The sequence below is a fragment of the Nocardioides cavernae genome (assembly GCF_016907475.1).
Classification (GTDB): Bacteria; Actinomycetota; Actinomycetes; order Propionibacteriales; family Nocardioidaceae; genus Nocardioides; species Nocardioides cavernae.
This window is the reverse complement of the sequence record NZ_JAFBCA010000001.1, coordinates 4,680,675-4,703,832: the sequence shown is the minus strand read 5'-3', so window position 1 is coordinate 4,703,832 and position 23,158 is coordinate 4,680,675. Positions and strand designations below refer to the sequence as shown.

The 23,158-nt window shown below is 69.3% G+C and carries 20 protein-coding genes; 14 read left to right on the top strand and 6 right to left on the bottom strand.

Going from position 1 to position 23,158, the window contains the following annotated elements:
* The first annotated feature begins 1 nt into the window (after position 1).
* From betA to JOD65_RS22135, 8 genes are all read left to right on the top strand, one after another.
* The gene (betA, locus tag JOD65_RS22170; protein ID WP_191194480.1) at positions 2-1,726 is read left to right on the top strand and encodes a choline dehydrogenase; all 1,725 of its coding nucleotides are present in this window, start codon (positions 2-4) and stop codon (positions 1,724-1,726) included.
* Complete coding sequence (locus JOD65_RS22165) at positions 1,723-2,793, top strand: quaternary amine ABC transporter ATP-binding protein (protein WP_191194481.1); 1,071 nt, start codon at positions 1,723-1,725, stop codon at positions 2,791-2,793. Before betA ends, JOD65_RS22165 begins: the two co-directional genes overlap by 4 nt.
* Positions 2,790-4,868, top strand: coding sequence for an ABC transporter permease (locus JOD65_RS22160; RefSeq protein ID WP_191194482.1), 2,079 nt, complete (start codon positions 2,790-2,792; stop codon positions 4,866-4,868). Before JOD65_RS22165 ends, JOD65_RS22160 begins: the two co-directional genes overlap by 4 nt.
* Before the next feature lie 62 nt (positions 4,869-4,930).
* Entirely contained in the window at positions 4,931-5,920 is a 990-nt protein-coding gene (locus tag JOD65_RS22155; RefSeq protein ID WP_191194483.1) for an ABC transporter substrate-binding protein, read from the top strand.
* Between the two features lie 118 nt (positions 5,921-6,038).
* On the top strand, positions 6,039-7,742 hold the full coding sequence (locus JOD65_RS22150) for a BCCT family transporter (protein ID WP_191194484.1): 1,704 nt from the start codon (positions 6,039-6,041) through the stop codon (positions 7,740-7,742).
* Between the two features lie 152 nt (positions 7,743-7,894).
* Positions 7,895-10,420, top strand: coding sequence for a GcvT family protein (locus tag JOD65_RS22145; RefSeq protein ID WP_191194485.1), 2,526 nt, complete (start codon positions 7,895-7,897; stop codon positions 10,418-10,420).
* Between the two features lie 88 nt (positions 10,421-10,508).
* Positions 10,509-11,282, top strand: a complete 774-nt coding sequence (locus JOD65_RS22140; protein WP_191194486.1) for an electron transfer flavoprotein subunit beta/FixA family protein — start codon at positions 10,509-10,511, stop codon at positions 11,280-11,282.
* Positions 11,279-12,259, top strand: a complete 981-nt coding sequence (locus tag JOD65_RS22135; protein WP_191194487.1) for an electron transfer flavoprotein subunit alpha/FixB family protein — start codon at positions 11,279-11,281, stop codon at positions 12,257-12,259. The genes JOD65_RS22140 and JOD65_RS22135 overlap by 4 nt, the downstream gene beginning before the upstream one ends.
* A 331-nt stretch (positions 12,260-12,590) precedes the next feature.
* On the opposite strand, the gene JOD65_RS22130 is transcribed toward JOD65_RS22135, so the two are convergent.
* Both JOD65_RS22130 and JOD65_RS22125 read right to left on the bottom strand, forming a co-directional pair.
* Complete coding sequence (locus tag JOD65_RS22130) at positions 12,591-12,929, bottom strand: hypothetical protein (RefSeq protein WP_191194488.1); 339 nt, start codon at positions 12,927-12,929, stop codon at positions 12,591-12,593.
* 236 nt (positions 12,930-13,165) lie between these two features.
* Positions 13,166-14,251, bottom strand: a complete 1,086-nt coding sequence (locus JOD65_RS22125) for a lysylphosphatidylglycerol synthase transmembrane domain-containing protein (RefSeq protein ID WP_191194489.1) — start codon at positions 14,249-14,251, stop codon at positions 13,166-13,168.
* 332 nt (positions 14,252-14,583) lie between these two features.
* Here JOD65_RS22125 and JOD65_RS22120 point away from each other — a divergent pair, with 332 nt between their 5' ends.
* Complete coding sequence (locus tag JOD65_RS22120; protein ID WP_191194490.1) at positions 14,584-15,936, top strand: carotenoid oxygenase family protein; 1,353 nt, start codon at positions 14,584-14,586, stop codon at positions 15,934-15,936.
* 233 nt (positions 15,937-16,169) lie between these two features.
* The gene (locus JOD65_RS22115) at positions 16,170-17,003 is read left to right on the top strand and encodes an MBL fold metallo-hydrolase (protein WP_191194491.1); all 834 of its coding nucleotides are present in this window, start codon (positions 16,170-16,172) and stop codon (positions 17,001-17,003) included.
* Positions 17,004-17,082: 79 nt separating this feature from the next.
* On the opposite strand, the gene JOD65_RS22110 is transcribed toward JOD65_RS22115, so the two are convergent.
* The 3 genes from JOD65_RS22110 to JOD65_RS22100 form a co-directional block, all read right to left on the bottom strand.
* Complete coding sequence (locus tag JOD65_RS22110; RefSeq protein ID WP_191194492.1) at positions 17,083-17,355, bottom strand: VOC family protein; 273 nt, start codon at positions 17,353-17,355, stop codon at positions 17,083-17,085.
* A 17-nt stretch (positions 17,356-17,372) separates the two neighbouring features.
* Positions 17,373-18,161 carry an alpha/beta fold hydrolase gene (locus tag JOD65_RS22105; protein ID WP_191194493.1) on the bottom strand — a complete coding sequence of 263 codons (789 nt, stop codon included), beginning with the start codon at positions 18,159-18,161 and terminating at the stop codon, positions 17,373-17,375.
* 185 nt (positions 18,162-18,346) lie between these two features.
* The gene (locus JOD65_RS22100; RefSeq protein ID WP_191194494.1) at positions 18,347-19,048 is read right to left on the bottom strand and encodes a hypothetical protein; all 702 of its coding nucleotides are present in this window, start codon (positions 19,046-19,048) and stop codon (positions 18,347-18,349) included.
* 39 nt (positions 19,049-19,087) lie between these two features.
* Between JOD65_RS22100 and JOD65_RS22095 the strand changes: the two genes are divergently transcribed.
* Complete coding sequence (locus JOD65_RS22095; protein ID WP_191194495.1) at positions 19,088-19,750, top strand: TetR/AcrR family transcriptional regulator; 663 nt, start codon at positions 19,088-19,090, stop codon at positions 19,748-19,750.
* A 159-nt stretch (positions 19,751-19,909) separates the two neighbouring features.
* On the opposite strand, the gene JOD65_RS22090 is transcribed toward JOD65_RS22095, so the two are convergent.
* Entirely contained in the window at positions 19,910-20,371 is a 462-nt protein-coding gene (locus tag JOD65_RS22090; protein ID WP_191194496.1) for a VOC family protein, read from the bottom strand.
* Between the two features lie 202 nt (positions 20,372-20,573).
* On the opposite strand from JOD65_RS22090, the gene JOD65_RS22085 reads away from it, so the two are divergent.
* Genes JOD65_RS22085 through JOD65_RS22075 form a run of 3 tightly spaced genes read left to right on the top strand, consistent with a single transcriptional unit; the run spans position 20,574 to position 23,151 of the window.
* Positions 20,574-21,530 carry an ABC transporter ATP-binding protein gene (locus JOD65_RS22085; RefSeq protein WP_191194497.1) on the top strand — a complete coding sequence of 319 codons (957 nt, stop codon included), beginning with the start codon at positions 20,574-20,576 and terminating at the stop codon, positions 21,528-21,530.
* 7 nt (positions 21,531-21,537) lie between these two features.
* The gene (locus tag JOD65_RS22080; protein ID WP_191194498.1) at positions 21,538-22,323 is read left to right on the top strand and encodes an MlaE family ABC transporter permease; all 786 of its coding nucleotides are present in this window, start codon (positions 21,538-21,540) and stop codon (positions 22,321-22,323) included.
* 3 nt (positions 22,324-22,326) lie between these two features.
* The gene (locus JOD65_RS22075) at positions 22,327-23,151 is read left to right on the top strand and encodes an MlaE family ABC transporter permease (RefSeq protein WP_191194499.1); all 825 of its coding nucleotides are present in this window, start codon (positions 22,327-22,329) and stop codon (positions 23,149-23,151) included.
* The last annotated feature ends 7 nt before the right edge of the window (positions 23,152-23,158 follow it).

Here is a 23,158-nt window from a genome sequence, read left to right as displayed (position 1 = left end):
CATGGGAGCGGACCGGTACGACGTCGTCATCGTGGGAGGTGGCTCGGCCGGGTGCGCGCTCGCCAACCGGCTCTCCGCCGACCCCGGCACCTCGGTGCTGGTCCTCGAGGCCGGACGCACCGACCGGTTCGACCCGCTGATCCACGCCCCGGCGGCCCTGCCGTTCCCGATCGGCAACCCGCTCTACGACTGGAAGTACGAGTCCGAGCCGGAGCCGGCGATGGACGGTCGCCGGATCTACCACGCCCGCGGCAAGGTGCTCGGTGGGTCGTCCTCGATCAACGGGATGATCTTCCAGCGCGGCAACCCGATGGACTACGAGCGGTGGGCCGGTGAGCCCGGCATGGAGTCGTGGGACTACCGGCACTGTCTGCCCTACTTCAAGCGGATGGAGTCGCTGATCCTGCCCGACGGGCAGGTCGGGGCCGACGCGTGGCGCGGCGGGTCGGGACCGCTGAAGCTCGAGCGGAGCCCGGCCACCAACCCGCTCTTCAGCGCGTTCTTCGAGGCCGCCCAGCAGGCCGGCTACCGCTTGACCGACGACGTCAACGGCTACCGGCAGGAGGGCTTCGGGCGCTTCGACCGCAACATCGTCAAGGGCGTTCGGATGTCCGCGGCCCGGGCCTACCTGCACCCGGTGATGAAGCGCAAGAACCTCACCGTCGAGACCTTCGCCCACGCCACGCGGATCCGCTTCGAGGGCCGCCGGGCCGTCGGCGTCGACTACCTCCGCGCCGGCCGGCGGCACGAGCAGGTCCGCGCGGGCGAGGTCATCCTGTGTGGCGGCGCGATCAACTCCCCGCAGCTGCTGCAGCTCTCGGGCGTCGGCAACCCCGAGCACCTCCGCCCGCTCGGGGTGGAGATGGTCCACGACCTTCCCGGCGTGGGGGAGAACCTCCAGGACCACCTCGAGGTCTACATCCAGTACTCCTCGCTCCAGCCGGTGTCGATCGTCGAGGGGCTGAAGTGGCGCAACCGCCCCCTGATCGGGCTCGAGTGGCTGCTCAAGCGGACCGGAACGGCCGCGTCCAACCACTTCGAGGGCGGCGGCTTCTGCCGGTCCAACGAGGATGTCGACTGGCCCAACCTGATGTTCCACTTCCTGCCCATCGCGATCCGCTACGACGGCTCGGCGCCGGCCGGGCAGGACAAGTACGCCCACGGCTACCAGGTCCACATCGGCCCGATGTACGCCGACACCCGCGGGTGGGTGCGCATCTCCTCCACGGACCCGCGGCAGAAGCCGAAGATGCTCTTCAACTACCTGTCCACCCACAACGACCGTCGAGAGTGGGTCGAGGCGGTGCGCGTGGCGCGCGACATCCTCAACCAGCCCGCCTTCGCCCCGTTCAACGGCGGCGAGCTCTCGCCCGGGCCGGTGGTGGGGACCGACGAGGAGATACTCGACTGGGTGCGCAAGGACGCCGAGACCGCACTCCACCCCTCGTGCACCGCGAAGATGGGCACCGACGACCTCTCGGTCACCGATCCCACCAGCATGCGCGTGCACGGCACCGAGGGCCTGCGGGTCGTCGACGCCAGCGTCTTCCCCTTCGTCACCAACGGCAACATCTACGCCCCCGTGATGATGGTCGCCGAGAAGGCGGCCGACCTGATCGCGGGCAACACCCCGTTGCCCGCGGCCGACGTGCCCTACTACCGGCACCGCGACGGCACTCCGCCGTACCCGCCGGGCGACAGTCGCAACGACGAGGAGCAGCCATGAGCACCATGACGGACAAGGCGACCGGCACCGACGCGTCCAACGGCGAGTCGGCGCTGTCGGTGCGCAACCTCTGGAAGATCTTCGGCAAGGGCGCGGACTCCATCATCGGGACGGCTGACGCCGAGCTGTCGCGCGCCGACCTCAAGGCCAAGACGGGATGTGTCGTCGGGGTCAAGGACGTGTCCTTCGATGTCGCCCCGGGCGAGGTGTTCGTGGTCATGGGCCTCTCCGGCTCCGGCAAGTCGACGCTGGTGCGGCTGCTGACGCGACTCATCGAGCCGACGAGCGGCACGGTGTCGCTCAACGGCATGGACGTCACGTCCGCCTCCGCGGGCCAGCTGCGCGACGTACGCCGCAACCAGGTGTCGATGGTGTTCCAGCACTTCGGCCTGCTGCCCCACCGCCAGGTGATCGACAACGTCGCCTACGGCCTCGAGGTGCGCGGCGTCGCCAAGAAGGACCGCCGCGCGAAGGCCGGCGAGATCGTCGACCTCGTCGGCCTGACGGGCTACGAGAAGTCCTACCCCGACCAGCTCTCCGGCGGCATGCAGCAGCGGGTCGGCCTGGCCCGGGCCCTCGCGGGCGACCCGGAGATGCTGCTCTTCGACGAGCCGTTCTCGGCGCTCGACCCGCTCATCCGGCGCGACATGCAGAACGAGGTCATCCGCCTGCACCGCGAGCTGGGCAAGACGATGGTCTTCATCACCCACGACCTGGCCGAGGCGCTCAAGCTCGGTGACCGGATCCTCATCATGCGCGATGGCGCCATCGTCCAGATCGGCTCGCCCGACGAGGTCGTGGCGCGGCCGGCCGACGACTATGTCAAGGACTTCGTCTCCGAGGTGCCCAAGTCGCACGTGCTGACCCTGAAGTGGGTGATGCGCGAACCGCGGCCCGGTGAGTCCCTCGAGGGCCCCGCGCTGCCGATCACCACGATCGTCCGGCAGGCCGCCCGGGCCGCCATCGCGTCGGAGCATCCGATCCGGGTGATGGACGGCGACCGGATGGTGGGCGTCGTCGACGAGGAGGACATCATGCGCGTGGTCGTGGCCGAGGAGGAGTCGTGACCGCCACCGCCCCGGCCCCTGCCGCGCGCAAGCCCGTCGAGCCCGGGGCCGAGCCGCCGCCCCCCGAACGCACGTCGGTCAGCCGCTGGATCCCCGCCGCCGTGATCGTCGCCGTCTGGATCGTCGTCTACTTCCTCACCGAGGGCACCGACACCCTGGCCCTGCCCGGCGTCGCGCGCACCGACCTGCACGACCGGCTCACCGAGTTCAACAACGACCTCCTCGCGAGTCGCGACACCAACCCGATCATGCAGTTCACCAACTCGATCTCCGACCTGTTGCGCAGTGTCTTCGAGTGGGTGCAGCGGATGGTCGTCGTGCCGAACCCGCCCCGCCCCGTACCCGAGATCGGCTGGCTGGGCGTCGTGGCGATCGCGACCTACGTCGGCTTCGTGATCGCCAACTGGCGCATCGCCGTCCTGGTCTGCCTCTCGTTCCTCTCCTTCGGCGTCTTCGGCTTCTGGCAGGACTCGCTCGACCTCCTCATCGTCACCGGCATCTCGGTGGCCATCGTGATCCTCCTCGGGATGCCGCTGGCGGTCCTGGTCGGCACCAGCGCGCGGGCCAACAAGGTGATCACCGTGGTCCTCGACCTGATGCAGACGATGCCGACGTTCGTCTACCTCCTGCCGGTCGTCCTGTTCTTCGGCATCGGCGTGAGCGCGGCCGTCGTGAGCACGATGATCTACGCCCTCCCGCCGCTCGTCCGGATTGCCGGCTTCGGGATCCGGGAGGTACCGACGACCACGATCGAGGCCACCGACTCGGCCGGCCAGACCTACTGGCAGCGGCTGTTCAAGGTGCAGCTGCCGATGGCCCGCAAGACCATCATCGTGGGCCTCAACCAGACCACGCTGGCCGCGCTGTCGATGGCCACCCTGGCTGCCTTCGTCAACGGCCCGGGTCTCGGCAAGCCCGTGCTGGCCGGCCTGCGCATCAACGACGTCGGGGCTGCGTTCGTCCCGGGCGCGCTGATCGTGGTCATGGCCGTCATGCTCGACCGCACGACGACGGCGGCCAGCGAGCGATCCGAGAAGGTGGCCCGCGGCGGCGGCGGCAACATCCGGCAGCGGCGCATCCTCCTCGCCGCGGGCGGCGTCGGCACCCTCGTCGCCGTCTATCTCTCGCGCACCTACATCGGGCTCGCCGAGTTCCCCGTCTACACGATCGGCGACAAGGTGGCCACCGTCGTCAACGACGTCATGGACTGGGTCACCAGCACCTTCGGCGGGGTGACCGGCGCGTTCAAGGACTACGTGACGGAGTGGCTGCTCAACCCGATGCAGTCACTCCTGGCGGAGTCGCCGTGGTACGTCTCCTTCATCGGGATCGCCGCGCTCGCGTTGGTCTTCGGCGGTGCCCGGGCGTTCGTGTCCGCCCTCGTGTGCCTGACCGGCATCTGGTACTTCGACCTGTGGCACGACGCCATGATCACCCTCACCATGACGCTGGTCGCCACCGTGCTGGTGATGATCCTGGCCCTGGTCTTCGGGGTCTGGATGGCCCGCGACCGCAAGGTCGACCTAGGCATCAGACCCTTGCTCGATGCAGGGCAGACGATCCCGCCGTTCGTCTACCTGATCCCGGTGCTCGCCCTCTTCGGACCCTCCCGCTTCACTGCGATCGTCGCGGGCGTCGTGTACGCCGCACCCGCCGCGATCAAGCTGGTGGCCGACGGGGTCAAGGGTGTCTCACCCACGACCATCGAGGCGGGCCGATCGACCGGCCAGACGACGTGGCAGGAGATCACCAAGGTCCAGCTGCCGATGGCCAAGGGCTCACTCGTCCTCGCCACCAACCAGGGCCTGCTCTACGTGCTGTCCATGACCGTGATCGGCGGCCTGGTCGGCGCCGGCGCGCTCGGCTACGACGTCGTCTACGGCTTCTCGCGCAGTGAGGCGTGGGGCAAGGGCCTGGCCGCGGGCATCACCATCGTGCTGCTCGGCGTGATGCTCGACCGGATCACCCGGGCTGCTGCCGACGTCCGTCGTGACGACGGAGCCGGGCCGCGGCGGGCGTTCCACACGCGACTGCCGATCGGCTTCCCCGGCGACCGGAAGGTCGTCGAGACCTGACGCCCTCGACATCCGAGACCCCCAACCATGTGCCGATCAACCATCAGATGAGGAGAACCACCATGAGAACTGCCCGCAGCCGGGGTGCGCGACTCGGGGCAGTAGCCGCCGTCGCCACGCTGGCCCTCTCCGCCTGCGGCGGAGGTTCGATCGACGAGCAGACCGAGGCCAACGAGGAGCAGGCCGCCGAGAGTGGTGGCGAGTGCGGTGACCTCAGCATGGCCGTGAACCCGTGGGTCGGCTACGAGGCCAGCGCCTACGTCGTCGGCACGGTCGCCGAGCAGGAGCTCGGCTGCTCGGTCGAGTACAAGGAGCTCAAGGAGGACGTCTCGTGGCAGGGCTTCGGCACCGGCGAGGTCGACGTCGTCATCGAGGACTGGGGTCACCCCGACCTCGAGAAGAAGTTCTTCGCCGACCAGGGCGACGGGACCGCGACGGACTTCGGCCCGCAGGGCAACGTCGGCATCATCGGCTGGTTCGTCCCGCCGTGGCTCGCCGAGGAGCACCCGGACATCCTGGAGTACGAGAACCTCAACAAGTACGCCCAGGAGTTCGCGACGTCGGAGTCCGGCGGCCAGGGCCAGTTCCTCGGCGCCGACCCGTCGTACGTGCAGTTCGACGAGGCGATCGTGAGCAACCTCGACCTGGACTTCAAGGTCGTGTTCTCCGGGTCGGAGGCCGCCTCGATCGAGGCGTTCCGCAAGGCCGAGGAGAACAAGGAGTGGGTCATCGGCTACTGGTACGAGCCGCAGTACTTCAACGCCGAGGTGGCGATGCAGCGCGTCGCCCTCCCGCCGTACGAGGACGGCTGCCAGGACGACCCGCAGACGGTCGCCTGCGACTACCCGGAGACCGAGCTGAAGAAGATCGTCAGCACCGAGTGGTCCGAGGGTGACTCGACCGCCGTCGACCTGGTGCAGAACTTCACCTGGACCAACGAGGACCAGAACGTCGTGGCCGGTTACATCGCGTCCGACGGCATGTCCCCGGAGGACGCAGCCGCGAAGTGGGTCGAGGAGAACCAGGACAAGGTCGACGCCTGGCTCGGCTGACGCTGTTCGATGACCCTCCCCGGGGTGACCCTTGACAGTCGCCCGGGGGAGGGTCATCGTACGTTCGTTGCAAGTCACGCACTAGGTTGCGCAAGACGCAACCGGATGGGTAGGCGGCATGGCTCTCAAGGAACCCGTCGATCACTCCCTGGTCCCACCGCACAGGGAGGGCCGCGACCTCTCCCTCGACAAGGTGACGTTCGGTGTCGCGGCCGCGCTCGCCATCGCCTTCCTCGTCTGGGGGGTCGTCGACTCCGAGGGAATGGGCACGACCACCGGTGAGCTGCTCGGGTGGCTGGAGACGACGTTCGGCTGGCTGTTCATCCTGGTCAGTGCGTCGTTCCTGCTCTTCTCCGGCTACCTCGCGGTGACCCGCTACGGCAACATCCGGCTCGGCCCCGACGACTCCGAGCCCGAGTTCTCGACGTTCTCCTGGGTCTCGATGATGTTCGCGACGGGGATGGGCATCGGCCTGATGTTCTGGGGCGTCGCCGAGCCGCTGACCTACCTCACCGCGACCGACGCCTCGAGCATCCCGCCGGGCCGGGGCGACCCGTCGACCCCTGACAGCGCCCGCGTCGCGATGGAGTACGCCTTCTTCCACTGGGGCTTCCACCCGTGGGCCATGTACGCCGTGATCGGTCTCGCGATCGGCTACTTCGCCTACCGCAAGGGCACCGGCAACCTGGTCTCGGGCGCGTTCGGCCCCCTTCTGGGACGCCGCGCGACGGAGGGGCCAGGCAAGGCGATCGACATCATCGCGATCTTCGCGACGCTCTTCGGCTCCGCCACCTCCCTGGGCCTGGGCGCGCTGCAGATCACCGGCGGCCTCGACGACGTGTTCTCCACCGGCGAGTCCAAGTGGCTCACCGTGGTGGTGATCGCCGTCCTGACCACCTGCTTCGTGCTCTCCGCCGTGACCGGCATCGAGAAGGGCGTGCAGTTCCTCTCCAACGCCAACGCCATCGCGGCCCTGCTCCTGGTCTTCTTCCTCTTCGTCGTCGGCCCGACGGTCTTCATCCTGAGCACCTTCACCGAGTCACTGGGCGGCTACCTGACGCACCTGCCGACGATGGCGTTCCGCACCGGTGCCTTCGGCGGCAGTGAGTTCCTCGACACCTGGACGATCTTCTACTGGGCGTGGTGGATCTCCTGGACGCCCTTCGTCGGGATGTTCATCGCCCGCATCTCCAAGGGGCGCACCATCCGGCAGTTCGTCGTCTACGTGATCCTGGTGCCGAGCCTGGTGTCGTTCGTCTGGTTCTCGATCCTGGCCGGCTCGGCGTTCGACCTGCAGCTCTCCGGCGCCAAGGACCTGGGCGCCGTGCTCGCGAACGAGGGCACCGAGAGCGCCCTGTTCGCCACGCTGCGCGAGTACCCGCTGTCGAGCATCACGGTCGTGCTGGCAGTGTTCCTCGTCGCGATCTTCTTCATCACCGGCGCCGACTCGGCCTCGATCGTCATGGGGATGCTGAGCCAGCACGGCGAGGAGCACCCGATGCGCTGGCTGGTGATCTTCTGGGGCGTCGCCCAGGGGGCGGTGGCCGGGGTGCTGCTGTTCTCCGGCGGGCTCGGGGCGCTGCAGACACTGGTGATCATCGTGGCCGGGCCGTTCATGCTGGTCATCTGCGCCATGTGCGTGTCCCTGATGAAGGCGCTGCGTGAGGAGCCGTACGAGTCGACGCTCCCCTCGCGGGTGCGGAAGGCCGTGCTGCACGCCCAGAAGTACGACTCGGTGGAGAACCACTCGGTCGCCCTGGCCGCGCTCGGCGCGGACCCGGAGGAGGTCACCAGCACCCCCGAGGAGGACGCCAAGGCCTGAGGCCCGACGCCCGGCCCCGGACCGCCGTCCGCTGCCGTCCCGAGCACCCTTGACAGTGCTCCGGGGCGGCGGCGTACATTTCGTGCATTCGCGTATGGCGCAACCCGTTGCGTGATGCGCAACCCGTAGGAACGCCCCGGAGGAGACCCGTCATGGCAGACGTCCCCACGACCGCAGGTGTCGTCGTGATCGGTGCCGGCATCGTCGGCAACAGCCTCGTGCACCACCTCACCCGGCTCGGGTGGACCGACGTCGTGCAGATCGACAAGGGCGCGCTGCCCAACCCGGGTGGGTCGACGGGCCACGCGTCCAACTTCATCTTCACCGTCGACCACTCCCGCGAGATCACCGACCTGACGCTCGACTCGGTCGCGCAGTACCAGGAGATGGGCGTCTTCACGCAGTCCGGCGGCTTCGAGATCGCGCGCACCGAGGAGCGCATGGAGGAGCTGCGGCGCCGCATGTCGAGCGCCAAGGCATGGGGGATCGAGTCCGAGCTCGTCAGCCCGGCCTTCGTGAAGGAGAAGGTGCCCTTCATCGAGGAGGACCAGTTCATCGGCGCGTTCTGGACGCCCGGGGTGGGCGTCGTCGACTCGCTGCGCGCCGGCACCATCATGCGCGAGCGCGCCCTGGCCACGGGCGAGCTCACCGTCGTACCCACGGTGGAGGTCACCGGCCTCGACACCGAGGAGGGGCCGCAGGGTCGCCGCCGGATCACCCGGGTGCGCACGTCGGGCGGCGACATCGAGGCGAAGGTCGTCGTCATCGCGGCCGGCGTGTGGAGCCCCAAGCTCGGCGACATGGCCGGCATCAGCATCCCGCTGACGCCCGCGGTGCACCAGATGATCAGCGTGGGGCCCTGCCCGCAGCTGACGGGGACGGAGGGGGAGATCTCCTTCCCGATCGTCCGCGACATGGACACCTTCTGCTACGAGCGCCAGCACGGCGCCGACATGGAGGTCGGCTCCTACGCCCACCGCGCGATCCTCCACGAGCCCGAGGACATCCCCTCGATCGAGCAGGCCAAGCTCTCGCCGACGGAGATGCCCTTCACCTCCGACGACTTCGACCCCCAGCTCGAGCAGGCCTACGAGCTGATGCCCGAGCTGCTCGGCGCCGAGGGCGCGGAGATGCGCTACGCCATCAACGGCCTGCTCTCGCTGACCTGCGACGGCAACCCGATCCTGGGGGAGAGCGAGGTCGCCGGGCTCTGGACGGCCGCGGCGGTCTGGATCAAGGAGGGCCCGGGCGTCGGCCGCGCGGTGGCCGAGTGGATGACCGACGGCCACTCCGAGATCGACCTGCACCACAGCGACATCGCGCGCTTCCACGAGCACCAGAAGCGCCGCGAGCACACCCGGCTGCGCACCACCGAGTCGTTCATCAAGACCTACGGCATCGTCCACCCGGGCGAGCAGTACGAGTCGGACCGCGACCAGCGCCTCTCCCCGATGCACGACTCGCAGGAGAAGCTCGGCGCCGTCTTCTTCGAGACCGCCGGGTGGGAGCGCCCGTTCTGGTACGAGACCAACGCGTCGCTGCTCGAGGCGTACGGCGACGCGGTGATGCCGCGCGATCACGAGTGGGACTCCCGCTGGTGGAGCCCGATCATCAACGCCGAGCACCTCCGCATGCGCGAGGCGGCCGCGGTGATCGACCTGTCGGCGTTCTGCATCTTCGACATCGAGGGCCCCGAGGCGCTCGACGTGGTGCAGAAGACCTGCGTCGCGCAGTGCGACGTCGCGGTCGGCAAGGTCGTCTACACGCCCGTCCTGGACGCGAAGGGCGGCTTCCGCTCCGACCTCACGGTGATGCGGCTGGGCGACGAGCACTACCGGGTCGTCACCGGCGGCGCGCACGGCATGGCCGACCGGGCCTGGTTCTCGGGACACCTGCCCGAGACTGGTTCCACGACACTGACCGACCTCACCGACGCCGTGTCCACCATCGGCATCTGGGGGCCGCGGGCACGCGACATCGTCTCCTCGCTGACGTCGGACGACGTCTCCGACGCCGGCTTCGGCTTCCTCACCTGCCGGGAGATCGAGCTCGCCGGCACGTCCGTCCTCGCCTCCCGCATCTCCTACGTCGGCGAGCTGGGCTGGGAGCTCTACGTCCCGATGGAGCACGCCGCCGGGCTGTGGGAAGCGCTGCTCGAGGCGGGCGCGCCGCACGGTGCGGTGCCCGCCGGCATCGGTGTCTACGGCACGACGGGCCGCATCGAGAAGGGCTACCGGGCCTACGGCGCCGAGCTCGACAGCGAGCGCACCATCATCGAGGCCGGCATGCAGCGGCCCAAGGTCAAGGCGGCCGACTTCGTGGGCAAGGAGGCCTACCTCGCGCAGCGGGAGGCGGCTCCCAGCACCGTGCTGTGCACGCTGACGGTCGACGACCACACGTCCGCCTCCGGCACCCGCCGCTACATGCTCGGCGGGGAGCCGATCCTGACGCGCGACGGCGGCACGCTCACCGACGGCCACGGGCACCACCCCTACGTCACCAGCGCCGGGTCCGCGCCGTCCCTCGGCAAGCACGTGCTGCTCGCCTACCTGCCGCCCGACCAGGCCGTCATCGGCAACGAGCTCGCGGTCTCCTACATGGAGGAGCTCTACCCGGTCACCGTCGGCTCCGTCGACGCCACCCCGCTCCTCGACCCCTCCAACGAGCGCATCCGTTGATCACCCCACGACGTTCTTCGTCTCCCCCGCTTCGCTCCTCCGTCGAACAACGCCGCGGGGACCCCGATCCCTCCCAAGAGGTGTCCGTATGAGTGTCAGCCCGCTGGTCTGCGTCAAGCGCGTCGTCGACGCGACGAGCGAGGTCGTCCTCACCGAGGACGCCCAGGGGGTCGACGGGCGCTACGCCGGCTTCACGACGAGCGCGCACGAGGAGTGCGCGGTCGAGCTCGCGGTCCGCATCGCCGCCGACGGCGGCGCCGCGACCGTCATGACGCTCGGGGACGACGACGCCGTGGAGCAGCTCCGGGCGGCGCTCGCCGTCGGCTGTGCCGCGGCCACCCACGTGGTGGCCGACCCGCAGGCGTTCGGCCCGGCCGACGTCGCCCGCGAGATCGCCGCGGTCGTCCGCGACCACGAGGCGGCGGGCACGCCCCACGAGCTGGTGCTGCTCGGCAACGACGCGGCCGACACCGGTGACTTCCAGGTCGGCATCCGCCTCGCCTACGAGCTCGGCTGGCCCGTCGTCAACGGCGTCAACACCGTCACGGTCGCGGACGGCGAGGTCACGGCGACCGGCTCCGGGCCCGACGGCCACGAGACCTTCCGCCTGCCCCTGCCTGCCGTGGTCACGGTCCTCGAGGGCGGGGTCGAGCCCCGCTACCCGAGCGTCCCGGGCCGGATGAAGGCCAAGAAGGCGCCGATCGAGGAGCGTCGGCCGACGGCCGACCCGGTCGGACCGTCCCGCGTCCGGCTGGTGCTGCCTCCTCCCTCCCCGTCCACCGTGCAGGTCCTGGGCGAGGGCCCGGCGAGCGCACCCGCGGTCGTCGACCTCTTCGAGCAGCTGGGGGTGCTCGCGCGATGATCGTCGTCCTGGTCGAGGTGACGCCAGCGGGGGAGGTCGTGGAGACCTCGCGTGAGGCGATGACCTTCGCGCGCGACCTCGCCGCCGCCGGGGGCGGCGTGCCCATCGACGCCGTCGTCGTCGGCCACCCCGACGACGCGCTCGTCGGCACCCTGGCGTCGTACGGCGCCCGCCGCGTGCACGCGCTCACCGGTCCGGCGTACGAGTCGTTCTCCGGCGCCGCGTGGGCGGCCGGGCTGATGGCGGTGCGCGAGCGCGCGGGGGCGGTCGTCGTCACCGCGGCCGGCACCGCGCGCGGCAACGAGGTCCTGGCCCACGTCGCGGCCCGGTCCGGGCTGCCGATGGCCGCCAACGTGGTGTCGTTCAGCAGCCTGTCACCCTTCACGGTGACCCGCCAGGTCGTCGGCGGTGCCGCGCTCGAGGAGATGAGCCTGTCCCAGCGGCCGGCGATCTTCACCCTGGCCGGCCACGCGGTGGAAGCCACCCCGGCTGCCACCGCGGGTGCCGGTGAGCTGGTCGTCGAGACGCCCGACGTCGCCGACGCCGACCTCCTGGCCCGGGTCGTCTCCACCGAGGAGCCGGAGCCCGACCTCTCGGGCACGCTGAAGTCGGCCCGCGTCGTCGTCGGCGCCGGTCGCGGCGCCGGCTCGGCGGAGGGCTTCGACGACCTCCTCGAGCTCGCCGAGCTGCTCGACGCCTCGCTGGGTGTCTCCCGCGTGGTGACCTCCCTGGGGTGGCGGCCCCACCACGAGCAGGTGGGGCAGACCGGCAGCCGGATCTCGCCGGACCTCTACATCCCCTGTGGCATCAGCGGCGCGATCCAGCACTGGGCCGGGTGCAGCAGCGCCAAGGTCATCCTCGCCATCAACACCGACCCCGACGCCCCGATGGTCACCAAGGCCACCCACGCCGTCATCGGCGACCTCCACGAGATCATCCCAGCCGTCAACGCCGAGATCCGCCGCCGCCGCGGTTGAGGGTGCGGGTGACGTCCGCGAGCGTCGATGCCGAGGAGTCCAAAGTCACCCCACTGAGGTCCAGCACCCTCGTCCCACATGATCCGCAGACTGGTTCCGTCGTAGGAGAACTGCTCCTCTGGGGTGACGCCCCGCTCCTCCGCGCCCGCGGGACGGTCGGCCGACCAGTAGGCCCGATTGGGTTAGTCGCCGAAGTACGGCTCCATGCGCTCGTCGTTCCCCATGACCGGATACAACCACCCGCTTGGCCACACATTCGCTCATCGGCATGAGCGTGTGCTCATCGCGGGCAGGTCGGGACGTCCGCTTGCGTGAGCCAATCCATAGCGCCCTACTGATCCCCCAGGAAGAGCCACGGCACCTTGCGCTGGATTCGTCGCAAGACCCCGATCCAGTGAGCGTCGGTCCCTCCGCGGATGGTGGTCCACTCGTCCCCCTCAGCAAAGAAGGCGATCCCGGTTGCAGAGACGGCTCGGGACCAATCCCTCGCAGTGAGCGGTTGTCCTGTGGCGATGGCCTGGGCGATCCTTTCGCTCTCCGTCCGCATGTCTTCGACGCCTCGGAACCCAAGAGCCACTGCGAGGGGCTCCCCGATTTCGAGCGGGCCGAACCAGTCCATCAGGCCATCGCACAGCATGGCAGTTTCGTCCGCGTCCAGGTCGAAGGTCATGCGCGAATCCATGCCGTCAGGGTGACACGGCAGATGCGCGGAGTCCTCCAGTAAGACGTCCGCTCATCGGTGCGGGCTCAGGCGGATCCGGATGTTCGAGTTTCGCCAACAGCGGCGGAATGACGCACGTCTACCTCGGCGTGAGTTTGTGGCGACCTCTCTCGCGGAGCCCAGCTGTTCTGAGACCAGCTGCGCGTTTCAGGTCGCTGACGTCGACGAGCCGTTCGGGAGGGGTGCTAGTCGTTGTCCGTCAACCGGCGATCCGCGACCTGGTGGTGAATCCGCCACCAACCCCAGGCCAGCCCGCCAATCGGGATCGGCAGCCAGAACGAGAAGAGTCGGTAGAGCAGCGTGCCGATGAGCGCGGTGTCGGCCGGGACGCCGACCAGGACTAGAAGCGCTGTCAGTCCCGCGTCGACGAAGCCCACACCACCGGGGGTGATCGGGATGATCGCGAACGCCTGCGCGACCACATACGCGAGCAGCACCTCGGCGGGACGCACGTGCGCTCCGAATGCCACCAGGGCGGCGACAAGAGCGGCGTAGTCGAACATGCGGTTCGCGGCCGCAGCGAACACGGCCGTCCACCAATGACCGCGAAACGCAGCGGCGACCCGCGCACGCTGCGCCAGGAGCCCGTCCGCAAGACCGTGCGGCGTCACAGACTTCCGAAACACATGGACTACACGTCCGGCGACCATGCCGGTCGCGGCCACGACTGATGGCCAGGTCAGCGCCGTGACCCCGATGGCAACGATGACTGCGGCCAAGATCAACGAGACCAGCAACCCCAGCTGCAGCTGCTTCGCCGGTGGCGGTCCGATGATCAGGGCCGGGATGGTGAGCACGGGCAGGATCAAGAGCACCGCTGTCCCCAGCAGGTTGGTGGCCGTGAGCCCCGACGCCACCGCACCGGCTCGCTGCCCCGACTGGATGAGGACCTTCGCCTGGACGACTCCACCGGTGGCGGCACCCCCCGGGACGACCTTGCTGGCGGCGTTGCCAGCGAGCTGGGCAGCCGCGGCTGTCCCCCAACCCAATCGAGGTGGCGTCTGAGCCTGTCGATCTGTCGCCCCCTCAGGGACCGCGTCGTCGGGGCTCGCGAGCGCGATCCGCGCCAGCCACCACAGACAAGCAAGGCTGCAGGCCTCAAGTACGGCGAGGATGGCGAACCAGGGCTCGTCAACGTCCGAGAGTCGGGGCCACGCCCCGAACATGGTCAACAGGCTCGGCGCCACGATGTACAGGCCGACGCCTGTGACAGCCAACCCGACTGCACGACCACCCCACCGACGGACCAGTCTGCTGCCGGAGATGCTCATCCTCGCCCCGCCTGCCGAGTCGCCCATCCGCGCCGAAACTCGGCACCCTGCACACCCAGTCTCCAGAACCGCTCGGAGATGAACAAGGAACACCTGGTTCGGAACCCCGCTCCCGCTACCCAGGATCCAGGTTTTCGTCGCCATCACCGCGCGTCATACCGGCATATGGGCAGCATGGCTCGACGACGACGGCAACGTGAGTCCCGTCTGTGTGGATCCAAGACAGCCGTCCATGGATCCGGCGCGCTCGCGATCGCGGCGGATTGACGCCTAGCGGGTGGGGGTGTCTATTGGTGGGGCCGGTTCGGCAGCCCGACGCCAGGGAGCAGACGATGACTGCAGCGACGTACCTCGACGGCAACTTTGCGCCGGTGGCCACCGAGTTGACCGCTACGGATCTCGAGGTCACGGGCGCGGTGCCGCCGGGCCTGGCGGGCAGGTACATCCGCACCGGGCCCAACCCGTTCGCAGCGCAGGCCGACACGTACCACTGGTTCGCGGGCGACGGGATGGTGCACGGGGTCGACCTGCACGGCGGCCGTCCACGCTGGTACCGCAACCGCTGGGTGCGCAGCCCTGAGGCCAGCGCGCACCTCGATGAGTCCCCCGTGCCTCACGAGGACGGCGGGTGGTACTCCGGGTCGGGCAACACCAACGTGTTCGCCCACGCCGGCCGGATCCTGGCCGTGACCGAGGGGTCGCTGCCTTACGAGCTGACGGGCGACCTGGACACGGTCGCCACCCGCAACTTCGGCGGCCCTCTCCCTGCCGGCATCAACGCTCACCCCAAGTTCGACCCGAACACCGGCGAGATGCACGTGATGAGCTACGGCTTCGACAACCCCGCGTTGCGCTATCACGTGATCGACCCTTCCGGGGAGCTCGTCAGCACCGTCGACATCGACCTTCCGGCTCCGGTCATGCTCCACGACATGGGCCTGACCGCCTCCCGTGTCGTCCTCTTCGACCTGCCTGTGCTCTTCGACCTGGAGCTCGCCCTCCAGGGCGTTGCCCTGCCCTTCCGCTGGCGCCCCGACAACGGGGCCCGGGTCGGGCTCCTGCCCCGGGCCGGCACCGCGTCCGACGTCGTGTGGATCGACGTCGAGCCGTGCTTCGTCTACCACCCCCTCAACGCCTTCGACGCCGGTGACCGAGTGATCATCGACCTGGTGGTGCACGACCATGCCTTCGCCGAGGACGGCGAGCCCGTGTCCGATCGCCCCCGTCTGGAGCGCTGGACGATCGACCCGCGGGCACGCAAGGTCCTCACCGAGACCATCGACGATCGCGGCACGGAGTTCCCACGCGGGGACGAACGACTCACTGGCAGCCGCCACCGCTACGGCTACACGATCGGCGCATCCTCGGTGCGCGACCTGGGCGCCCTGGGTGATGACCCTCGGACAGCTGTGCGCAAGCACGACCTCGTCGGCGGCACCACCGTCGAGGTGGACCTGGGCTCCGGGCGCATCGCCAGCGAGATGGTGTTCGTCCCGGCCGGCAGCGCGGTTGGCGAGGACGACGGTTGGCTCATGGGCTACGTGTACGACGCCGCGCGCGACGCCAGCGACCTGGTGATCATCGATGCCCACGACTTTGGGCATCCGGTGGCCACGGTCCATCTGCCGGCCCGGGTGCCGCAGGGATTCCACGGGAACTGGATCCCCGACTCCGCCCTCGCCTGAGCAAATGAATTCCGGGATCCGAGCGGGTCGTCCTCGCGCGAGCCGCCTCCAGGGCAACGTCCAGGTCGCTCTGCTCACCCGTCACATCTCATCGAAGCACCCTCCACACACGGGGGGAGCTCGAACGACGGTGGCTGAGCGAGGTCAGCGGGTACTCGCCTGTGACTGTGCAGGCGATCGGTCACCACACGTACCGGGGTTGGACTCGCCGAGAAGCGATCGGAAGCCTGCACGTGCTCACACAAGTCGCTGAAGGCGTTCTGGTCCACCAGAGCGAGCTACTTCTGAACAACACCACCGTCGTGCAAGGCCGTGCCGGCGTACTGGTCATCGACGCGGGGATCACGGGCTCTGAGATGGTTTGCCTCGCGAACGATGTTCGCGAACTCGGCCAGGCGGTGGTAGCGGGCTTTTCGACGCACCCCGATTGGGACCACGTGCTCTGGCACACCGACCTCGGCGAAGCGCCCCGCTACGCAACGGCGCGCTGTGCGGCCGTCATGCGGGAGGTGCGGTCGAACGCGGACTGGGCGGCGCGCGCCGCCGAGGGGCTACCGCCCGAGATCGCCGAGGAGACGCCACTGGACCTCTACGGCCGCATCATCGGCCTGCCAGCCGGAACGCAGCGGATCCCCTGGAACGGACCGGAGGTCCGAATCATCGAACACCCGGCTCATGCCCCGGGCCACGCGGCGCTGTACATCGAGGAACGACGAGTCCTCGCCGCCGGCGACATGCTCTCCGACGTCTTTGTTCCCATGCTCGACGACTTCGACGGCACCAACGACCCGGTCGAGGACTACCTCGTCGGGCTGCAGCTGCTGGAAGACCTGACGTGCGAGGTCGACGCGGTCGTCCCCGGCCACGGGTCCGTCGGCGGAGCCCGTCACCTACGCGCACGGATCGACCAGGACCGCGCCTACGTGCGCGCCTTGCGCGATGGCCATGCTCCCGACGACCCACGAGTCAACTCGCCCCAGCCCGGCTGGGAATGGGTCGCCGACATACACGCAGGGCAGGCCCGGAGCATCGCCCAACGCCGACGGCACGGCGACACCCTCGGCTAACCACTCCACCAACGAGTGCTGGTGCCTCAGCTTCTGTGCCGGCTCCACGTACCGGTGGGGTTCGGGCGGATGATGAGGCTCAGCCCCAGTTGGCCGCAAGCGTGAGGCAGAAGGGATGCCCGCTGGGATCGAGGAGTACTCGCCAGGTCTCACCCGGCTGCTGGTCCGGCAGCATCGCACCGAGCTCGATGCACTCGTGCGCCGCCGCATCGATGTCGTCGACCGCGAGGTCGAAGTGGAACTGCTTGGTACCGCGCTCGTTGGGCCACGAGGGCGGCTCGTGGTCAGGAACGACGCCGAGTCCCAACGCGACCCCACCAGGAGACGATGCCAGCAGTGGCCGGATCCGCATCCTTGGCGGCTCAGCCCTCAGCCGTGATGGTGGAGGAAGCCGCGAACGAGCTCATTGAACGGACCGGGTGCCTCGAGGTTGCTGACGTGTCCGCAGTTGGGGATCACCGCCAGGGTCGCTCCAGGGATCTGGCGCTCGAACTCGCGCGCGACCGACAGCGGCGATCGGGCGTCGAGCGCACCCCAGATCAGCTGTGTCGGCACCTGAACGGTTGGCAGCACCTCGGTGAGATCGGCCTGTGCCATCGCGGTCAGCGCCGTCAACATGCTGTGGCGTCTGACGTCAGCGGCCATCGCCTCCAGGAGTGGTGCGAAGAGGGCGGGTGGCTCACCCGCGAAGAGCCCGGGCAGGGTCGGATCGAACGCATCGTCCGGCTCAGCCAGCGCGGCGCGCACGGCGGCCAACCTGGCGTCTGCCTCCTTCGCGCCCAGCGACCCCCGCCATCCGGCGTACCCGTCAGCCAGCACCATGCTGCGGACCACCGCGGGATGGCGTCGATACGCCTCGAGGATCACGGTCGTACCCCACGAGAGCCCGACCACCGACGTCGGCGAGCCGACAAGCGCGCGGACCATGGCGGCGAGGCAATCGGCGTAGTCGGCAAGGCCGAACTCGTCGGGTACGTCTTGAGATCCGCCGGCGCCGGGCTCGTCCCACGCGATCACTGTGAACTCGTCGGAGAGTGCGTCGAGCTGTGGTGTCCAGCCGCGGCTGTCCTCGACTCCACCGTGGACGAACACGACCGGTGGTCCGTGCCCGGTGCGGTGATAGGCGAGGCGGAGGCCATGGACCTCGACCGTCTCCATGGACGTGACGGTACTCCCGATGTGACCGCGGACCTGGTCGACCGGCTGCTTCCCGAGGAAGCACCGCTGGTGCGACCTGAGTGGACCACGCAGACCAGCAGGCCGCCCTTGCCCAGGTTCCTGCGGGATCGGCATGTGTCACGGGGCCCGGCGCGCGGCCGGGCCCCGCGGGAGGTGCCGTCGCGTCAGGCGTTGACGGCGACGGGCTCGGTCGCGGCAGCGACCTCGGCCGTGCCCTTCGCGGCACGGAGCAGCACGACGCCGTACGTCGCCAGCCAGACGACCCAGGCAAGGAAGCCGGCCAGGCCGAGCAGGCCGAGCGGGCCGCCGTCCATGTGCAGCGGGGTGGTCACCGACACGACCGTCATCGCCCCGGCGCTGACGCAGCCGAGCGTGGCGTGCCAGCGGCGGATGAGGCCGGTGCGGACGCCCGCCAAGGACAATGAGGCCATGATGATGGCAAGACTGACCGCGTTGAGGGAGAAGAAGGCTGTGTGCAGCTGCCACACCCCCCACTCCACGTCCGCGGAGAGGCTGCCTGCGCTGAGAACTGCCTGCGTGGCGACGACTCCGCCGAACAGGCAGTTCTGCATGATGGCCGCTCCGAGACCCACCAGCGGCCAGGCGTCGCCCTGGACCACCGACCGGCGGCGGGCTGCCGCCGCGACGCCGGCGGCGAAGACCGGGAGGAGGATCCACGCGATGGGCGCGAGGGCGGTGGACACGGTGACGCGGGCGTCGGTCGTCGCGAAGAACTCACGGACTTCCTCCGGCGTCGCGCCAGGCTGGGGCAACCCGGCAGTGCCGAGCAGGAGGTTGACGACCATGACCAGAACGGCAAAGCCGAGGGCGGCGATGCCACCGACGCGAATGGAGCTGAGATTCATGACGGACCTTCTCAATGAGATTCGGGATAGACTGACTCAATGAATGTAGAGAGACTCAACGAATCTGTCAACGCCCGTTCCTACGATTCGCCGGCCCGTCGAGCGCAAGCGGAGAGGACCCGGCGTCAGATCGCCGACGCCGCCCGGACCCTGTTCGTCGAACGGGGGTGGTCGGGGACTCGGGTTCGGGACGTGGCTGCTGCGGCCGGCGTCTCCGAGCCCACTGTGTACGCGGTGTACGGCAACAAGGCCGGACTGGCGACGGCCCTGCTCGACTCGCTCACTGCGGCCGTCGACCTTCCTCGGCACATGTCCGAGCTCAAGGCTGCGGAGGGAAACCCCGCGCGCCAGATAGCCGCACTGGTCGGCATCGACCGAGACCTGTTCGAGCACGGCGCCGACGCGATCACCGTGATCAGGGAGGCCGGTCGGTCCAACCCGGACCTCGCTCCCGTCTATGCCGCCGGCCGCCAGCAGGGCGACGAGGCCCGCAGACGGGTGTACGGCTCCTGGTCGGCGCCGGTATGGCGCGACGGCGTGGGTCTGGAGGACGCACTGGACACGGCCGCCGCGCTGCTCAGCGTCGACGTCTACCTCGAGCTCACCCAGGCGCGCGGATGGTCGCCGGACCGTGTCCAGGCGTGGTGGTCCGACACGCTCGTGCGCCTGCTGCTACGAGATCCTCGGCCCGGCGCCTCCTAGGTCCCGTGCCGGAGCAGAACGCCACCGCTGCCAGAGCCGAGAGCCTGCCGTCCCAGTGGACCGCATCGCGGCTGCTCGTCTCATCGACCGCACGACCGATCCCTGGCTGACGCCGACTCACGGCGATGTGACGCCCTTGCCACCTTCAGCCCAGTTGAGTCAGTCGACGCCGAACCACGCGTCGGCTGCGGCTTGCAGACCGTCGCCCGGCGGATCAGACAACACACGGAAGAACTTCCACGCGTATCCGTACGGATCCTCGACCTCCACGTATCGCTCACCCCACGGAGCAGACTCGGGGCCTGCGGCGATGATGCATCCCGCGGCCGCGGCGAGTCGGGCGGCCTCGTCCACATCCGCCACCTCGATGCCGATGACCACGCCGAGTCCACGTGGGCCGGACCTGGTCAGCTGCTCGCGCGCACTGTCGGGGAAAGGGATCCCCTCCAATGCGTCGACGAGCAGCTGCAAGGGTCCTCGTCTCAGGATCGCCATGAGCACGAGGCCGTTCGGATCCGGGACTGTCCCTACCTGCACGAAGCCGAGCCGCTCATACACCTCCGTGGCTGCGGCCACGTCAGCGACCCGGAGCGCCACACGCACGGGGGGTTCATCGCTCACGCTCCGACCGTAGCGTGCTCGGTCCGCGGCACCTGGCGGGTCCTCCCAGCCCGCCGCACCCGCCCCGGCTGATCCTCCGCGGTGGTGACGACCGTCTCCTCCCGCCCGTAACCTCCCACGACCTGCTGCGTTGTCCACCCCGTAAGCAGCGCGGGGCGGAGTCGCCCGGCTCAGTCCGAGCCAGACGGCAGGGAGGGTTCACATGGGTGTCGAGATCCAGGTCAACGACCTCACCAAGTCCTTCGGCAAGCAGCTGATCTGGGGCAACGTGACCCTGACGATCCCTGCGGGCGAGATCTGCGTGATGCTCGGCCCGTCGGGCACGGGCAAGTCCGTGTTCCTCAAGACGCTCATCGGCCTGCTCAAGCCCGACAAGGGCTCGATCCTCATCGAGGGCACCGACATCGCGAGCTGCTCCGAGCGCGACCTCTACGAGATCCGCAAGCTCTTCGGCGTGCTGTTCCAGGACGGCGCCATGTTCGGCTCGATGAACCTCTACGACAACGTCGCCTTCCCACTGCGCGAGCACACCAGGAAGTCGGAGTCGGAAGTGCGCGCCATCGTGATGGAGAAGATGGACCTCGTCGGCCTCCTGGGCTCCGAGGACAAGCTGCCCGGCGAGATCTCCGGCGGCATGCGCAAGCGTGCCGGGCTGGCGCGCGCCCTGGTGCTCGACCCCGAGATCGTGCTCTTCGACGAGCCCGACTCGGGCCTCGACCCGGTGCGGACGGCGTTCCTCAACCAGCTCATCATCGACCTCAACGCGCAGATCGACGCCACCTTCCTCATCGTCACCCACGACGTGAACACGGCCCGGACGGTGCCCGACAACATCGGTCTCCTCTACCACCGCCACCTGGCGATGTTCGGCCCGCGCGAGCAGCTGCTGAGCTCGGAGGAGCCCGTCGTACGCCAGTTCCTCAACGCCCAGCGCGTCGGGCCGATCGGCATGTCCGAGGAGAAGGACGCCGACGAGCTCGCGGCCGAGGAGGGCCAGGAGCTGCCCCCGCTGCCGCCCATCCCGCTCCAGCAGGAGCCGTCCAACGGCGTCCCGCGCCGCAGCCAGCGCGCGGCAGGGGAGTGGTGCCGCGAGAACGGCGTGACCCCGCCGCCGGGATCCTTCGAGTCCAGCAACGCCGGCCTGGCGCCGGGAGCCTGAGGCCGCCATGTCCATGTCGACGTCCTCGCGCGCCCTCGCACCGATCGGTGCCGCGGGCAACCTGTTCGCCTTCGCCCTCGACGTCGGTCGCGGGCTCTTCCGGCGCCCCTTCCAGCTGCGCGAGTTCATCCAGCAGGCCTGGTTCATCGCCTCGGTCACGATCGTCCCGACCGCCCTCGTCGCGATCCCCTTCGGCGCGGTCATCGCGCTACAGGTCGGTGGCCTGATCAAGCAGTTCGGCGCGCAGTCGTTCACCGGCTCGGCGTCGGTGCTCGCGGTCATCCAGCAGGCGGCCCCCATCGGCACGGCACTGCTGATCGCCGGGGCCGGCGGCTCCGCGATCGCGGCCGACCTCGGCGCCCGCAAGATCCGCGAGGAGCTCGACGCGATGATGGTGCTGGGCATCGACCCGATCCAGCGCCTCGTCGTGCCCCGCGTGCTCGCGTGCATGCTGGTGGCGTTCTTCCTCAACGGCATGGTCAGCGTCGTCGGGGTGAGCGGCGGCTACGTCTTCAACGTGATCCTGCAGGACGGCACCCCGGGTGCGTACCTCGCGAGCTTCACCGCCCTGGCGCAGCTGCCGGACCTGTGGATCGGCCTGATCAAGGCGCTCGTCTTCGGCCTGATCGCCGCGGTGGTGGCGTCCTACAAGGGGATGAACGCCAAGGGCGGGCCGAAGGGCGTCGGCGACGCCGTCAACGAGTCCGTGGTCATCACGTTCCTGCTGCTCTTCGTGGCGAACTTCGCCCTCAGCATGATCTACCTGCAGGTCGTGCCCCCGAAGGGCGGATGAGCGATGGCCCTACGAGACGTCTACGCCAAGCCGCTCGCCTCCCTCGACGACCTGGGAGGCCAGCTGGCCTTCCACATCGCGGTGCTCAAGGCCGTGCCGCGCTCGGTCACCCGCTACCCGCGCGAGATCATGCGGATCCTCGCCGAGGTCACCCTCGGCTCCGGTGCGCTCGCCGTCATCGGCGGCACCGTCGGCGTCATCATCGGCATGACGTTCTTCACCGGTGCTCAGGTGGGGCTGTCGGGCTACGCGGCGCTCAACCAGCTCGGCACCGCTGCCTTCTCCGGCTTCGTCTCCGCCTACTTCAACACCCGCGAGATCGCGCCGCTCGTCGCGGGCATCGCACTCGCCGCGACGGTGGGCTGCGGCTTCACCGCCCAGCTGGGCGCCATGCGGATCTCGGAGGAGGTCGACGCCCTCGAGGTGATGGCGATCCCGTCGATGCCGTTCCTCGTCGCCACCCGCGTCGTGGGCGGGCTGATCGCGATCATCCCGCTCTACGTCGTGGGCCTGCTGTCGTCCTACTTCGCCAGCCGGCTTGTGGTGACCCAGTTCTACGGCCAGTCCGCAGGCACCTACGACCACTACTTCAACGCGTTCCTGCCGCCCGGCGACGTGCTGTGGTCCTTCGGCAAGGTGCTGGTCTTCGCGGTCACCGTCATCCTCATCCACTGCTACCACGGCTACACCGCCGCCGGCGGGCCCGCCGGCGTGGGCGTCGCGGTGGGCCGCGCCGTCCGGACCAGCATCGTCGCGATCAACGTGCTCGACCTGCTGATGTCCATGGCGATCTGGGGCGCGTCGACCACCGTGCGGCTGGCGGGGTGATGGGTCG